The organism is Rhodoplanes sp. (assembly GCF_013377085.1).
GTDB lineage: Bacteria > Pseudomonadota > Alphaproteobacteria > Rhizobiales > Xanthobacteraceae > Rhodoplanes.
The window spans coordinates 130,113-144,164 of sequence record NZ_JACAAX010000011.1; the positions used below are offsets into that span (position 1 = coordinate 130,113).

The 14,052-nt window shown below is 69.8% G+C and carries 15 protein-coding genes; 4 read left to right on the forward strand and 11 right to left on the reverse strand.

Features of this window, described 5'->3' with window-relative positions; genetic code table 11:
- Nucleotides 1-3: 3 nt before the first annotated feature.
- Nucleotides 4-879 (reverse strand): branched-chain amino acid ABC transporter permease, encoded by an 876-nt coding sequence (locus HXX10_RS10645; protein WP_296522160.1) that lies wholly within the window; start codon nt 877-879, stop codon nt 4-6.
- 94 nt (nt 880-973) lie between these two features.
- On the reverse strand, nt 974-2,116 hold the full coding sequence (locus HXX10_RS10650) for an ABC transporter substrate-binding protein (protein ID WP_296522161.1): 1,143 nt from the start codon (nt 2,114-2,116) through the stop codon (nt 974-976).
- 177 nt (nt 2,117-2,293) lie between these two features.
- On the opposite strand from HXX10_RS10650, the gene HXX10_RS10655 reads away from it, so the two are divergent.
- Nucleotides 2,294-2,959 (forward strand): GntR family transcriptional regulator, encoded by a 666-nt coding sequence (locus tag HXX10_RS10655; protein WP_296522162.1) that lies wholly within the window; start codon nt 2,294-2,296, stop codon nt 2,957-2,959.
- Between the two features lie 18 nt (nt 2,960-2,977).
- Here HXX10_RS10655 and HXX10_RS10660 read toward each other — a convergent pair whose 3' ends face one another.
- Nucleotides 2,978-3,460, reverse strand: coding sequence for a cytochrome c-type biogenesis protein (locus HXX10_RS10660; RefSeq protein WP_296522163.1), 483 nt, complete (start codon nt 3,458-3,460; stop codon nt 2,978-2,980).
- Between the two features lie 49 nt (nt 3,461-3,509).
- On the opposite strand from HXX10_RS10660, the gene HXX10_RS10665 reads away from it, so the two are divergent.
- On the forward strand, nt 3,510-3,752 hold the full coding sequence (locus HXX10_RS10665; RefSeq protein ID WP_296522164.1) for a type II toxin-antitoxin system RelE/ParE family toxin: 243 nt from the start codon (nt 3,510-3,512) through the stop codon (nt 3,750-3,752).
- Between the two features lie 9 nt (nt 3,753-3,761).
- Entirely contained in the window at nt 3,762-4,232 is a 471-nt protein-coding gene (locus tag HXX10_RS10670) for a helix-turn-helix transcriptional regulator (RefSeq protein WP_296522165.1), read from the forward strand.
- 44 nt (nt 4,233-4,276) lie between these two features.
- Here the strand turns inward: HXX10_RS10670 and HXX10_RS10675 are convergent, their stop codons facing one another.
- The 8 genes from HXX10_RS10675 to HXX10_RS10710 all read right to left on the reverse strand — a co-directional run bounded on the left by HXX10_RS10675 (nt 4,277) and on the right by HXX10_RS10710 (nt 13,518).
- On the reverse strand, nt 4,277-6,256 hold the full coding sequence (locus tag HXX10_RS10675; RefSeq protein WP_296522166.1) for a heme lyase CcmF/NrfE family subunit: 1,980 nt from the start codon (nt 6,254-6,256) through the stop codon (nt 4,277-4,279).
- The gene (gene ccmE / locus HXX10_RS10680) at nt 6,253-6,774 is read right to left on the reverse strand and encodes a cytochrome c maturation protein CcmE (RefSeq protein ID WP_296522167.1); all 522 of its coding nucleotides are present in this window, start codon (nt 6,772-6,774) and stop codon (nt 6,253-6,255) included. Before ccmE ends, HXX10_RS10675 begins: the two co-directional genes overlap by 4 nt.
- Nucleotides 6,771-8,309 carry a c-type cytochrome biogenesis protein CcmI gene (gene ccmI, locus HXX10_RS10685; RefSeq protein WP_296522168.1) on the reverse strand — a complete coding sequence of 513 codons (1,539 nt, stop codon included), beginning with the start codon at nt 8,307-8,309 and terminating at the stop codon, nt 6,771-6,773. The genes ccmE and ccmI overlap by 4 nt, the downstream gene beginning before the upstream one ends.
- 308 nt (nt 8,310-8,617) lie before the next feature.
- Nucleotides 8,618-9,958 (reverse strand): hypothetical protein, encoded by a 1,341-nt coding sequence (locus HXX10_RS10690; protein WP_296522169.1) that lies wholly within the window; start codon nt 9,956-9,958, stop codon nt 8,618-8,620.
- Nucleotides 9,959-10,155: 197 nt separating this feature from the next.
- Complete coding sequence (locus HXX10_RS10695; RefSeq protein WP_296522170.1) at nt 10,156-10,656, reverse strand: RT0821/Lpp0805 family surface protein; 501 nt, start codon at nt 10,654-10,656, stop codon at nt 10,156-10,158.
- Between the two features lie 213 nt (nt 10,657-10,869).
- Nucleotides 10,870-12,246 carry a sensor histidine kinase gene (locus HXX10_RS10700; protein WP_296522171.1) on the reverse strand — a complete coding sequence of 459 codons (1,377 nt, stop codon included), beginning with the start codon at nt 12,244-12,246 and terminating at the stop codon, nt 10,870-10,872.
- A 4-nt stretch (nt 12,247-12,250) separates the two neighbouring features.
- Nucleotides 12,251-12,919: a response regulator transcription factor gene (locus HXX10_RS10705; protein WP_296522172.1), complete on the reverse strand. Its 669-nt coding sequence runs from the start codon at nt 12,917-12,919 to the stop codon at nt 12,251-12,253.
- A gap of 170 nt (nt 12,920-13,089) precedes the next feature.
- On the reverse strand, nt 13,090-13,518 hold the full coding sequence (locus tag HXX10_RS10710; protein ID WP_296522173.1) for a hypothetical protein: 429 nt from the start codon (nt 13,516-13,518) through the stop codon (nt 13,090-13,092).
- Between the two features lie 254 nt (nt 13,519-13,772).
- Here HXX10_RS10710 and HXX10_RS10715 point away from each other — a divergent pair.
- Nucleotides 13,773-14,052: hypothetical protein (locus HXX10_RS10715; protein WP_296522174.1), on the forward strand; the 280-nt coding region annotated here is incomplete at its 3' end.

Sequence of the window (14,052 nt, forward strand, 5' to 3'; positions counted from 1 at the left end):
CCCTCACGCTTTTTCGGCGATGCGTTCGCCGAACAGGCCCTGCGGACGGACCAGCAGGACGACGATCAGCATCACGAACGCGAAGGCGTCCTTGTAGGGCACCGAGATGTAGGCGGCGCCGAGCGTCTCGACGATGCCGATGATGAAGCCGCCGCAGATCGCACCCGGGATCGAGCCGAAGCCGCCGATGATGTTGGCGGCGAACGCCTTCACGCCGATCATCGCGCCGATGCCGACCGAGACGTAGAGGATCGGCGCCACCAGGATTCCGGCCAGCCCGCCGAGAGCGGCGCTGTAGGCGAAGGTGCCGAAGATCATGGCGACGACCGGGATGCCGAGCAGCGCGGCCATCTCCCGGTCTTGCGACGTGGCCTGCAGCTTCTTGCCGACCATCGTCTTCTCGAACACCAGATACTGCAGCGCGACCAGCACCACCGTGATGACGATGATCGACAGGTACTGGGAATCCATGAACACGTTGCCGACCAGGAAGCCGGTGCCGTCGAACAGTCCGGGCAGCACCTGCGGGCTCGGCCCGTAGGTGGCCAGGATGAGATTCGCGAGCAGGATGCTGGCACCGATCGTCGAGATGATCACCGGCACCTGGCCGCGGTCGCGCAGCGGCCAATAGGTGATCCAGGCGAAGGCGACGCCGAACACCGTCATCAGCACCACCGCGAGGACGAGCGCGAGGGCGTAGGGCAGGCCGAGGCCGGCGAACAGGATCACCATGAAATAGGCGCCCATCATCGAGAACTCGCCCTGGGCGAAATTGACGATGTTGGCGGAGCGGATCAGCAGCACGAAGCCGAGGGCGACCAAGGCGTAGATGCTGCCGATGCTGACCCCTGTGAACAGAAGCTGAGGGAGCATAGACATCGCCGGTCCTGTACGCATGAGTGCGTGAGGTCTCCCGGCCCGCCGCGGATGGCGGGCCGGCACACGATTGCAGCAGTCCGGGGGTCGTCGTCGTCTACTTGTCGAAGGCGATGTGGCGCACGAAGACGATCTTGCCGCCGTCGTTCTTGACGACGTTGTAGCTGCGCAGCCCGTCCCCGTTCTGGTCGAACGTGTAGGCGCCCTCGGCGCCCTGGAAGTCCTTGATGGCGAGCAGTGCGGCGCGGACCTTGTCCGGGGCGGTGCCGCCGGCCTGCTTGATCGCCTCGGCGATCAGCAGGATGGAGTCGTAGGCCCAGGCCGAGCTGTAGTCGGGCGCCCGGCCGACCTTCTTGGAGAACTCGGCGAAGTAGGCCTTGGCCTGCGGGTTGGCCTCGGCGTTGAAGTCGGCGACCGCGTAGGTGCCATAGAGGGCGGGGCCGGCGAGCTGCATCGCCGTGGTCGAGGCGACCGATGCGGAGCCGATCCAGGTGGCCTGGACGCCGAACTGCTTGAGCTGACGGGCCAGCACGCCGACGTCGTTCTCGAACGGCGTGTAGGTGGCGATGATGTCGGCCCCCGACTGGCGCACCGCCAGCACGACGGGGGTGAGATCGGCCTGGCCGTTGTTGAAGCCCTGCACCAGCACAGGCGTCACGCCGAGCGGCTTGAGCTGCTCGATCAGCGCCTTGACACCGTTGGTGCCGAACGCGTCGGTCGAGTGCAACAGCGCCCATTTCTGCTTCTTCAGTTGATTGACGCCGAAATCGGCGATCACCTTGGCCGAGAAGACGTCGTTGGGGCGGGCACGGAAGAACCACGGATTGCCGGTGTTCGTCAGCGTCGGATCGGTGCCGCCGAAGAACACCGGAAGGCCGGCCTTCCTGGCGTCGCCCGAGATCGCGTTGACCTGGGTCGAGCGCAGCGACGACAGGATGGCGACGAGGTCGCCGCGGTTCACCAGGCGCGAGAAGGCGAGGACGATGCCGGGATTGGTGGTCTGGTCGTCCTCGACGATCAGCTCGAGCTTCTTGCCGAGCACGCCGCCGGCGGCATTGATCTTGTCGATGCCGATCTTGGCGCCTTCGGTCTGGAGGTGGCCGATCTCGGCACCCGGGCCCGTCATCGGGACCGTCATGCCGATCTTGATGCCTTCGTCGGCGGCGAAGGCGATTCCCATGGGAGCGGTGGCGAGGGCAGCGATTCCGAGCCCCACCGCCGAACGGCGAGTGAAGTGCATCTGTAGTTCCCCCGATTTCATATCCGATTTGATATCGGATTTGTGAGCAGACTATTCTCGCCTCATCCCCTAATGTCAAGCGACGCTCTCGCGATGTTGACGGACCGCCGGCATTGCCGGCTCCATAGCGGGCGATTCGCGCGCCGGGCTGGAACGGTCATTGGAATGAACAGTCGAATGCAGTTGGCGAAGCCTGTCCGCCTGGGGAACGAAGTATACGACGTTCTCCTCAAGCAGCTCATGTCGCTCGAGATCAAGCCGGGCGAGCGGATCGGCGTCGACAAGCTTGCGCGTGATCTCGGCGTGTCACAGACACCGATCCGGGAGGCGCTCAGTCAACTCGAAATTCAGGGGCTGGTCGTCAAGGTCCATCTGTCCGGCTACCGGGCCGCCCCGCAACTGAGTCGCAAGCAGTTCGACGACCTGTGCGAGCTGCGTCTGCTGCTCGAGCCGGCGGCCGCCGCCAAGGCGGCGGAGCTGATGTCGGCCGGCGAATTGGACGACATCGTCGCCCTGACGAAACGGATGACGGAGCCGGCGCCGGGAGACCCCCAGTCGACCTACAACGCCTTCGCCCAGAACGACGCGCACTTCCACGCCGCGATCGCCAAGGCCAGCCAGAACGAGCTTTTGTACGACGTGATCTCGCATCAGCGGGTGCACCTGCACCTGTTCCGCCTGCAGTTCTACGCCCGGGTGACGCAGGACGCCGTCGTCGAGCATGCCAGGATTCTGGAGGCGTTCCACCGCAGGGATCCGGCCGCAGCCGCAGCCGCGATGCGCTCGCACATCGAGAACGCCCACGCGCGCTTCAAGGACGTGTTCGTGCACGAGGTGTCGTGACGCGCTCGGCCCGCGCCGTCAGCCGCCCTGCCCGGTCAGCTCCGCCAGCTTCTTGCGCTCCGCGTCGGTGAGCGGCGGTGCCGCCGTAGCGGCGGGCGCGAGCTCGCGGCGGCGGCGCAACGCGGCCAGGAGCCCGATCGCACCGGCGAGCAGCACCAGCGCGGGCGCGATCCACAGGATCGCGGTGTGCCAGGTGAAGCGCGGCTTCAACAGCACGAACTCGCCGTAGCGCGCCACCAGATAGTCGATCACCTGGCCGTCGCTGTCGCCCTGCTTCAGGCGTTCGCGCACCAGGAGGCGCAGGTCCTTGGCCAGCCCGGCGTCCGAATCGTCGATCGACTGGTTCTGGCAGACCAGGCAGCGCAGATGCTGCGACAGATCGCGCGCCCGCTGCTCCATTTTCTGATCGGGCAACATCTCGTCGGGCTGCACGGCGAAGGCCGGCGACGCGACGACGAGCGCCAGCGCGGCGGCGAATGCGATCAGCACTTTACGGAGCATGGCGGCTGATCCTGGTTGACATCGATATCGCATAATGCGATATTTCGCCATGCGGTCGATCGTCTTCACTCCGGCCGCCACGCGTCAGTGGACCAAGCTGTCCACGACGGTCCGGGGTCGGATCAGAGCACGGCTGGAGGCATTCGCCGCGACCGGCCACGGCGACGTCAAGGCATTGAAGGGACGGGCCGGCACCCGACTGCGGGTCGGCGACTGGCGGGTGATCTTCGACCGGGACGGAGAGACCATCGTGGTCGTCGCGGTCGGCCATCGTCGCGATATCTACGACTGAGAGGCTTCCATGAAGGTCCGTTTCGAAGCGACGCCAAACGGAGAGATGGCGATCCTGCCGCGCGCCGAGTACGAGCGTCTCGTCGCGCTCGCGGCGGAGGCGGAGGAGGATGCCGGCACGGCACGGCTGGTCGCGAAGGCCCGCAAGGAGATCGCTGCCGGCACGCCGGTGCTGCCGCTGTCCGTCGCCGACGCCCTTGCCGACGGAGAGAACCCGATCCGTGTCCTGAGGACGTTTCGCGGTTTCACACAGGCTCAGCTTGCCGTTGCGGCAGAGCTCACCCAAGGCTACTTGTCCGACCTCGAAAGTGGGAAGCGAAAGGGCCCGCTGGAACTGCACCAGAGACTTGCCCGTGCCCTCGGCGTGCCGCTCGATCTGCTCGCACCGATGGCGGTGTCGCCCGAAGAGGCCGATCCGGAGCGGTTCGCGAAACGCAAGCGAGTGATCGCGGACATGCAGAAGAGACGGAATCGCCGCTGAAGGTCTTCTGGCACGACGCCATCTCATGGGCGAAGCCATCTTGCTCACTCCGCCGGCTGCAGGCCGAGCTTGGCCTTGGAGGGGCGCGGGGCGCCGACCCGCAGGCGGCGGTCGGACAGCGACAGACCGCCGCCCAGCGCCATCACCAGCGATCCGATCCAGATCAGCAGCACCAGCGGCTTGTCGTAGGCGCGCACCGCGACGGAGCCGTCGGGATTGAGGTCGCCGAGCGAGACGTAGAGCTGGCTCACGCCATGGCGCATCAGCGCGGCTTCGGTGGTCGCCATCTCGCGCGTCGAGAAGGCGCGCTTGGCCGGCGCCAGCGTCGCCACCGGCACGCCGCCCTCCCGCACCGTGAAGCGCACCGCGAGCTCGCGGTAGTTCGACCCCTCGTGCTGGTCGAGGCCGTCGAACACCAGCTCCCAGCGTCCGACGCTCGCGACATCGCCGGCCTTCATGGCGACGATGCGCTCGACGTTCCACTGCGACTCCCCGACGATGCCGAGCAGCATCACGCCGAGCCCGGCATGGGCGACCGCCGTGCCCCAGGCGGAGCGCGGCAGGCCGACGGCACGCCGCAGCGTCGTCGCAAGCGGCACGCGAAAGAGGCCGATGCGCTCGAAGAGATCGGTCGCCGCCCCGGCGATGACGAAGACGGCGAGCCCGATGCCGAGCGGTCCCGCCACCGGCCGGCCTTCTATGGCGAAGGTCGCGGCGAGCGCCAGTACCGCCAGCGCCGCGGCGACGATCAGGCGCTGCGCCACGCCCAACAGATCGCCGCGCTTCCAGGCGAGCAGCGGGCCGAACGGCACCGCGATCATCAGCGGCACCATCAGCGGGCCGAACGTCATGATGAAGAACGGCGCGCCGACCGAAATCTTCTCGCCGGTCAATGCCTCGAGAGCGAGCGGGTAGAGCGTGCCGACAAAGACGGTGGCGCAGGCCGTGGTGAGGAACAGGTTGTTGAAGACCAGCGCGCCCTCGCGCGACACCGGTGCGAACAGCCCGCCGTGGCGCAGCATCGGCGCTCGCCAGGCGAACAGCGTCAGGCTGCCGCCGATGAAGAAGACCAGGATCATCAGGATGAACACGCCGCGGGCCGGATCGGTGGCAAACGAGTGCACCGAGGTGAGCACGCCGGAGCGGACCAGAAAGGTGCCGATCAGCGACAGCGAGAAGGTCAGGATGGCGAGCAGGATGGTCCAGACCTTCAGCGCCTCGCGCTTCTCCATCACCAGCGCCGAATGGAGCAGCGCCGTGCCGGCGAGCCACGGCATCAGCGAGGCGTTCTCGACCGGATCCCAAAACCACCAGCCGCCCCAGCCGAGCTCGTAATAGGCCCAGTAGGAGCCCATCGCGATGCCCAGCGTCAGGAACATCCAGGCGATCAGGGTCCACGGTCGCACCCAGCGGGCCCAGGCGGCGTCGATGCGGCCGATAAGCAGCGCGGCCGCCGCGAACGAGAACGACACCGAGAAGCCGACATAGCCGACGTAGAGAAGCGGCGGATGAATCGCGAGGCCGATGTCTTGAAGAATTGGGTTGAGGTCGCGCCCCTCGAAGGGCGGCTGCGCCAGCCGCGCAAACGGGTTCGAGGTGAGCAGGATGAACAAATAGAACGCGGTGGCGATCACGGCCTGCACGGACAGAACGGCCGCATGCAGCGGTGCCGGCACGTTGCGGCCGAGCACCGCCAGCAGCCCGCCGAACAGCGCCAGGATCAGCACCCACAGGAGCATCGAGCCCTCGTGGTTCCCCCACACGCTGGTGATCTTGTAGACGAGCGGCATGGTCGAATGGGAGTTCTGGGCGACGTTCTCGACCGAGAAGTCGGACGTCACGTAGCAGGCTGTCAGCGCCGCGAAGGACAGCACGACGAACAGGAGCTGGGCGAGCGCGGTCGGCTTGACGACGGCGATCAGCGCCGCGTCGCCGGTGCGCACGCCGACCAGCGGCACGATCGCCTGGGCGAGCGCGAGCGCCAGCGCCAGCACCAGCGCGTAGTGGCCGAGCTCGGGGATCATCGGGTCGCTCCGGCGGCCGCAGATGCTCCCGCGGCGGGCGGCCCCGCGGCGGGCGGCCCCGCAGACGCTGGCGCGGCCTTGTCGTAGTCGCTCTGCCAGTGGCCCTGCTTCTTCAGCGCGTCGGCGACCTCGCGCGGCATGTATTTCTCGTCGTGCTTGGCCAGCACGCTGTCGGCCTTGACGCTGCCGCCGGGATCCAGCACGCCCTCGGCGATGACGCCCTGCCCCTCGCGGAACAGATCCGGCAGGATGCCCTTGTAGCCGACCGCGATGGTGTTGTTGCCGTCCGTCACCTGGAAGCGGACCGCCAGGTTCTCGCCGCGCACCACCGAGCCCGGCGCGACCAGGCCGCCGATGCGCAGCCGCGTGCCGGGCTGCACCTTCTTCTCGACCACGTCGGTGGGCGAGTTGAAGAACACGATCGAGTCGTTGAGCGCGTTGAGCACCAGGGCGGTCGCCACGGCCAACACGGCGACACCGCCGGCGATCAGGGCGAAACGGCGCTGCTTGCGGGTCATTGCACGGCTCCAGACGGAGCCTCGGCGAGGCCGAGCTCCTTCACGACGGCATCGAGGCGGGCGAGTTTTTCGGGCGCGCCGGCCAGCGCCTTGCGGGCGTCGGCCGCGGCGGCGGTCGCCCGTGCCCGCTCGCCCATGGCCATATGGGTGCGCATCAGCCGGACCCAACCGTCGATGTCGCCGCCGTCGGCCGCGAGCCGCTTGGCGAGGCGGTCGACCAGGCCCCGCATGGTCTCGTCGTAGTCGGCGGTGCCTTCGGGGGCCGCCGATGCGGCGGCGCTCGGCGCGGCCGGCGCCGGTTCGGCGCGCGGCCCCGGACGGGTCTCGCCCGGCAGGGCCGGTAGCGCGATCGCGGGGCTCCCACCCGGCGTCGCGGCGCGCGGCGCCGGGGCCGGGCCGGACGAGGCAGTCGCGGCGTCGAGCCGGAACGGTCGGACCTCGGACTCCAGCCGCACCAGCCTGTCGGGCATATCGGCGAGGGCGCGCCGCGCCTCGGCCAATGCGGCGCGGGCCTTGTCGGTCTCGCGCATCACCATGTGGGAGCGTACCAGGCGCAGCCAGCCCTCGACGTCCGAGCCGTTCTTGCGCAGCCGCTCGGCGAGCTGGTCGATCATGCCGCGCACCATGGTCTTCTGGTCGTCGGTGAGGGCCTGCGGCACATCCACGGCTGCTCCGCCCTGCCCGGCGCCGTCGAGCCCGGCCAGCGCCGTCTTGACGAAGCCGACCCACGGCGCCCCTTCGGGCGCCTTCGCCAGCAAGGCCTCCCACATGCGCCGCGCCGCCTCGGGCTGGCCGGACTGCTTGGCGGCAAGGCCGAGATAGAAGCGGCCCGAGACATGCTCGCGGTCGAGCGCCACGGCGCGCTCGAACTGAGCCTTTGCGGCCGGCGTGACGGTGCCGCCCGCCTGGCCGACCAGCGCCTCGCCGAGATCGGCGACCCGGTCGCCGGTCTCGCCCAACAGCCGGATGGCGTTGCGGTAGGCCTTGGCCGCGTCGTCGAAGCGCTCGAGCCGCATATAGGCCGGGCCCAGCACGGCCCAGCCGCGGCCGTCCTCGGGATTGGCGCGCAGATGCGCCTCGACCCGCGGCACCATGGCGGCCATGGCGGCGGATTCGTCGGAGGCCGAGCCCTGGCCCTCGTGGACGCGGGCAAGCCGATCGGCGAGCGGCTGGCCCGGCATGTCGGGAGAGCCGGTGGCCAGATAGTAGCCGAGCCCGGCGAGCGGCAGCACGATCAGCACGGCGGCGGCGACCCGGCGCAGCGCCGGGCTTTTGGACGGCGCGACCGCAGGGTCGGCTGCAGGAGTCGCCTCGGCGGCGGCGATCAGCCGGCGCGAGACCTCGACCCGGGCGGCCTCCGCCTCCGCCGGCGCGATGGCGCCAGTCGAGAGGTCGCGCTCGATCTCGTCGAGCTGGTCGCGATAGATCGCGACGTCGTCGCCGCCACGCGACGGCGCGGGCCGCCGGACCAGGGGCCACAGCGCGGCGCCGAGCGCGACAGCCGTCATCAGCGCGAGCAGGAGCGAAAACGTCATGGCGGGACCCTAGCCGGTGGTGCCGTCATTGACCATGACGCCACCCGCCGCAACCTTGGGAAATGTCAAACTGGCGTGACAGTCCCGGCACGGCCGATAGGGCGGGATCGGGGCGGATTTTTGAGAACGCAGGACGGGGAGACCAGGAGGACGCCGAAAAACGAGGTGGGATCGGAACGGCGGGAGGCCGCGGAAGGCCGCGGGCGGGGCCGGCCGGGGAGGCCGGCAGGGCGGAGGGGGGCAGGAGACCGCGCGGATTCGCGGGTCAAGGCGCGGTGGCATGGCACCGCACCGACCCGGACAGCGGCTCAGGCCTTGGCGGCCTTGCGCTCGCTGTTGACGGCCACCTCGGCCGCGCGGGTCAGCAGCACGGCATATTCGTCGCCGAGGATTTTCGCACAGAAACGCGTCGCCGCGTCCATCTGGGCCTTGCGGTAGGAGAGCTCGTTCGGATCGCAGGCGCGCAGCACGTCGAGAATCGAGCGCGAGCCGTTGTCGAGCTGGCTCTGCAGCTCGGACAGCACCCGCAGCGTGATCTCGTTCAAGGCGAGCTCGCTCGCGACGATCTTGCAGGCCGACAGGAAGGTCAGCAGACCCTCGATCTCGGTGACCTCGGCGGCGTCGACGGTCGAGCCGCGCGGAAGATGCTTGCCGGGCACGATGCGGATGATGCGGCGGACCCGGCCCGGAATGGTCTCGAGCTCGGACTTGAAGGCGTCGGCGACCCCGGCCCGCACGGCGGCGAGCTGGCGGGCCGGCCCGGAGCCGGACACCATGTTGATCTCGCTGCGCAGGCCGCGCACCGCCTCGTGCACCTCCTTGAGGCGCTCGACGGCCCGGGTCATCTGGCCGCGGCGGAAATCACGCACCAGATCCCGCACGGTGCGCTCGATGTCGCCCAGCACGATGGTGACGGCGAACCCGTAGGGACTCTCGGCGATGCGGTCGGCCTTGTCGGACTGCACGGCCCGGATGGCGATGCGAACGAGCTGCCAGGGCGCCGGCATGCGGTTCATGGTCAGCACGAGGCCGTAGCGGAACAGCGCCTTGTCGCGGGCCTGGGCGTTGTCCAGCACGGCGACGATCTGGTCGAGCTGGTCGCCCGTGAAGGAGCGGATGCGCGACGGCAGCCGGCTGCCGACCGTGGCGATGCCATCGCGCAGCTTGAGGATGCCATAGAACTCGTGGACGTCGTCCTGGGCGCGCGGCGTGCCGATCCGGAAGGCGATGCGGCGGCGGGCCTTGTCGTCCTTGCCGGCGGCTTCGAGCGCCTCGCCGAGCTTGCGCACCACCGCATCCTGCAGGGTGCGGGCGGCGAGCTCGGCCTTGGCGGTGTCTTTCGCAGCCAGATGCCGCGACACCTCGGCGATATAGGTTTTGGAGTCCTGCGGCGCGATGTCGCCCGTGATCCACTCCCAGATCGGCCCGAGGGAGGCACGCGCCAGACGGCACTCCTGGCCGAAGTCCGGCTCGTCGTCGATGATGAAGGGCTCGACCGGCACGAAGAACAGCCGCGCCGGATTGCCGGCACGGTCCGGCACCGGATCGTCGTCGCGCAGCACCTCGCGCAGGTGGTTGAGCAGCAGATCGGGCTGCGGCAGATGGTCGTGGCCGTTCTGTATGCCGCGCTCGACCTCGGCCATCAGCATGGCTCGGGCCTCCGGGGTCAGCCCACGGAGATACGAACGCAATTTCTCGGAGGCTTGCTCCTCGCCCGCCATCCACGCACCTTGCCCGAACGGAATGTCCTGGCTCGGATATAGGAGCGTCGTCTGAAGAACGCGTTAAGCCGCAGCGCAAGGCCTGCCGCGGACGGGTGCCGCGTCCCGGCGAACGCGCGTCCGACTCAACCCACCGACGTCCAGGTCCCGTCCGGGTTGCGGCAGGCGGTGCCGCGGGCCGTCTGGGGCGTCCCGTCGATATAGATCGTGTGGGTGAATTGGCGGCAGTTGCGGCCGCCCTGGTCGTAGGCCGGCCCCGGTACGATGGTGCCGTAACGTCCCGAATCGGGATTCTTCCAGCTCACCGGGGCGCCCGAGCGGCCGGTCTCCAGCGCCGCCATCTGGGCGTCGTAGGCGCGGCGGCGGTCCTCGTCGTCCATGGCGGCGCCGATGCGGTTGCCGATCAGCCCGCCGAGCGCGGCGCCGACGACGCCGCCGGCCACCCGCGAGCCGGTTCCGCCCCCGGCGACGGCCGAGCCGATCGCTGCGCCGCCGAGCGCACCCAGCAGGGTCCCGGTGTTTTCCCGCGGGCCCGTGCCGGTATTGGGGTCGCCGGCGCAGCCGGCGAGCGGCACGGCCAGCGTCAAGGCGAGCGCGGCTGCCGCCGCCGACGTCACGACATTCATACGGTCCCCCGCGGCTCACCCCGGCCGTGTCGTGCCGGAGGCATCCCCAGCGCCTGCTATGCCGCGAGAATTAGGGCGAAACGAGGGTGCGGGCGGAGAGGCGTCCGGTCGAGAGCGCGGGGCCATGAGGCGGCCGACACAGAGAACGGGATCTCGCAAAAGCAGCAATCGAGAGCCGCCGCAATCGATTGCCCCCTGCCCTCCGCCGCGCCGTCACCCGGCCGGCAGCACCAGCTCGGCGCGCAGGCCGCCGATCGGGGCTGCGGCGAGCGTCAGCGTGCCGCCGTAGAGGCCGGCCAGCTCGGTGACGATGGACAGGCCGAGGCCGGAGCCCGGCTTGGTCTCGTCGAGCCGGTTGCCGCGGCGGGCGACCTGCTCGCGCTCGGCCTCCGACAGGCCCGGCCCGTCGTCGTCGACGACGATGCGCAGCCCCGCATTGGCGCGCCGGTCGGGCGCCGGCGCCGGCCCGGCCTCGATGGCCACCCGCCCCTCCGCCCATTTGCAGGCATTGTCGACCAGATTGCCGACCATCTCCTCGAGATCCTGCCGCTCGCCGACGAAGCGCAGCGTCTCCGGCACCTCGGCGTCGATCACCAGGCCGCGGTCGTGATGCAGCTTCTCCATGGTGCGGGCGAGCGCCGTGACCACCGGCTTCACCTCGGTGACGGTGCCGACCACGGTGAGGCGGGCCGACAGCCGCGCCCGCTCGAGATGGCGGGTCACCTGGTCGCGCATGATGGCGGCCTGCTCGCGCACCTTTCGGGCGAGCGGGTCGTCGCCGCGCCCGGCCGCCTCGTTGACCATCACGGTGAGCGGCGTCTTCAGCGCATGGGCGAGATTACCGACATGGGTGCGGGCGCGCTCGACGATCTCGTGGTTGGCGGCGATCAGCGCATTGGTCTCGCGCGCCAACGGCTCGATCTCGTGCGGGAAGTCGCCTTCCAGCTTCTCGCTGCGGCCGGCCCGGATGGCGGCGAGGCTCTCCGAGATGCGCTTGAGCGGGGCGAGGCCGAAGCGCACCTGGAACATGGTGATCAGCAGCAGCACGGCCGCCAGCATGACGAACGTGATGGCGAGCGCATTGTCGAAGGAGCGGGTCTCCTCGTCGATCTCCTGCGGATCGCCGGCGACCGCCACCAGAAAGCGGCCCTCGTCGCCGAGATCGACGGTTCGCTCGACCAGCCGCAACCGCTGGTCCTCCGGCCCGTCCACATAGGAGCGACGACTGCCGTCGGCACCCGGCGGGAGGCCCTGGTCGACCAGATGCGGCAGGGTCGAGTCCCACAGCGAGCGCGACGAGCGGGTCTCCGGCTTCTGCACGGCGAGCTTGGTGATCTGCCAGTACCAGCCGGACAGCGGCAGCTCGAACAACGGCTCGCCGAGCGACAGCGGCCCGCGGTCGCTGCCCTCCTCGGGCGCCGCGACCTCGGCCACCAGGGTGCGCAGATAGACGCCGAGGCGGCGGTCGAAGGAGCGCTCCACCGCCTGGCGGTAGAGCGACGACAGGCTGATGCCGGTCGCCAGCAGGATGATCACGGTCCAGGCGGTGGCCGACAGGAAGAGCCGCAGCGCGAGCGAGTTGGCGCGCATGACCTCAGGCGTTCTCGGTCGGATTGAGCAGATAGCCCAGCCCGCGCACGGTCTGGATCACGTCGACGCCGAGCTTCTTGCGGATGCGGCCGACGAACACCTCGATGGTGTTGGAGTCGCGGTCGAAGTCCTGGTCGTAGAGATGCTCGACCAGCTCGGTGCGCGACACCACCCGGCCGGAATGGTGCATCAGATAGGAGAGCAGCCGGTACTCGTGCGAGGTGAGCTTGACCGGATCGCCGTCGACCGTCACCCGGCCGGTGCGCGAGTCGAGCCGCACCGGGCCGCACAAAAACTCGCTCTTGGCGTGGCCGACCGCACGGCGCAGCAGGGCGCGGATGCGGGCCAGGACCTCCTCGAGATGGAAGGGCTTGGCCACGTAGTCGTCGGCGCCGGCGTCGAAGGCCTGCACCTTGTCGCTCCAGCGGTCGCGCGCCGTGAGCATCAGCACCGGCATGATGCGGCCGGCCCGGCGCCAGGACTCCAGCACCGAGAGCCCGTCCATCTTGGGCAGGCCGATGTCGAGGATGACGGCGTCGTAGGGCTCGGTCTCGCCCAGATAGTGGCCCTCCTCGCCGTCGGCGGCGCGGTCCACCACATAGCCCGCGTCGGTCAGCGCGGTGGCGAGCTGGCGATTGAGGTCGGGATCGTCCTCGACGACCAGAAGCCGCATGGTCTTGCCTTTCGGATCGCCGGCGGCCGGCTCGTGGTCCGGACGGGAGCGGCCGCGCGATCCTTACGATGAGTGTCCGGCCCTGTCCAAAGGTTCGACCCCTGAACGGCCGCGTCGGTGGATCGGATGGGCTGTTCGGTCCCGCATGGCCGGACCTCGCTTCTCCTGGTCTAGGGTCCGTTGACCAGTGTCCCGGTGGTGGCGTCGACAGTCGCGCGGACCAGCTTGCCGCCCCGCGGCAGCACGGTCAGCAGGTAGACGAGGCGACCGTTCTGCTCGCACAGGCGGGCGCGCAGCAGCTCGCCGTGGCGGGCCTTGACGGCCTGCGCCGCCTTGGCGAGCGGAATAACCGTGGCGGCGGCGCTTTGGGCCCGCTGCTCGGCGCGGGTGAGGCAGCGCAGGCCGCCGCCCGGCGTGCCGCCCGCGCTGGCCGTTGTCCCGTTCCCCTCGGGCTTGGCCGCCGGCACGGCGACCGCCTGGGCCCTCGGCTCCTGGGGTCGCGGCTCGGGGTCGGCCGCAACGGCCGGCACGACGAAGGGCGCCGCAGCCGCCGCCATCAGGGCCGTGCCGAGCGCTACCGCGATCCGTCGCGCCGTCATGCTTTGCCTCGCCGGGACCCGAGTGCCATCACGTTCCGTCTGCTCCGGATCCGCGTCAAGATTACGTCGGCCGGAGGGTTGGCACAGGCACCCGTCCGACGCTCCCCTTGCATGTAGGCAGGCGGCTCCGGACTGCAATGAGTCGCAATAGCGCGGTGGACCGCGCGTGCGGCACCGACCGGCAGCCGGCGGAACGAAGTCGTGATTCGCGTCAAGGTTGTCGTCGGGTCACCATTCGGGCGGAGGGCCTCCGGATGACCATCATCTATATCCACGGCGTCACGGTACGGGACCGGGGCCACGGCGAACGGCTGAAGGACTCGTTCGACCGCTGGCTCGGCCCCAAGGTCGGGATGAGCGGACTGCCCGCCTACGAGCCGGTGTTCTGGGGCGATCTCGCCGCCGATTTCCGCTGGAAGCTGGCGTCGCGGCCGCCGACCTCGCTGCTCGCCGCCGGGGCGCCCGGAGGCGGCGCCTTCGCCGGGCTCGGCAGCCTGCGCGAGGCGGGGCCGCGTTCTCCGCTCGATGCCCGGC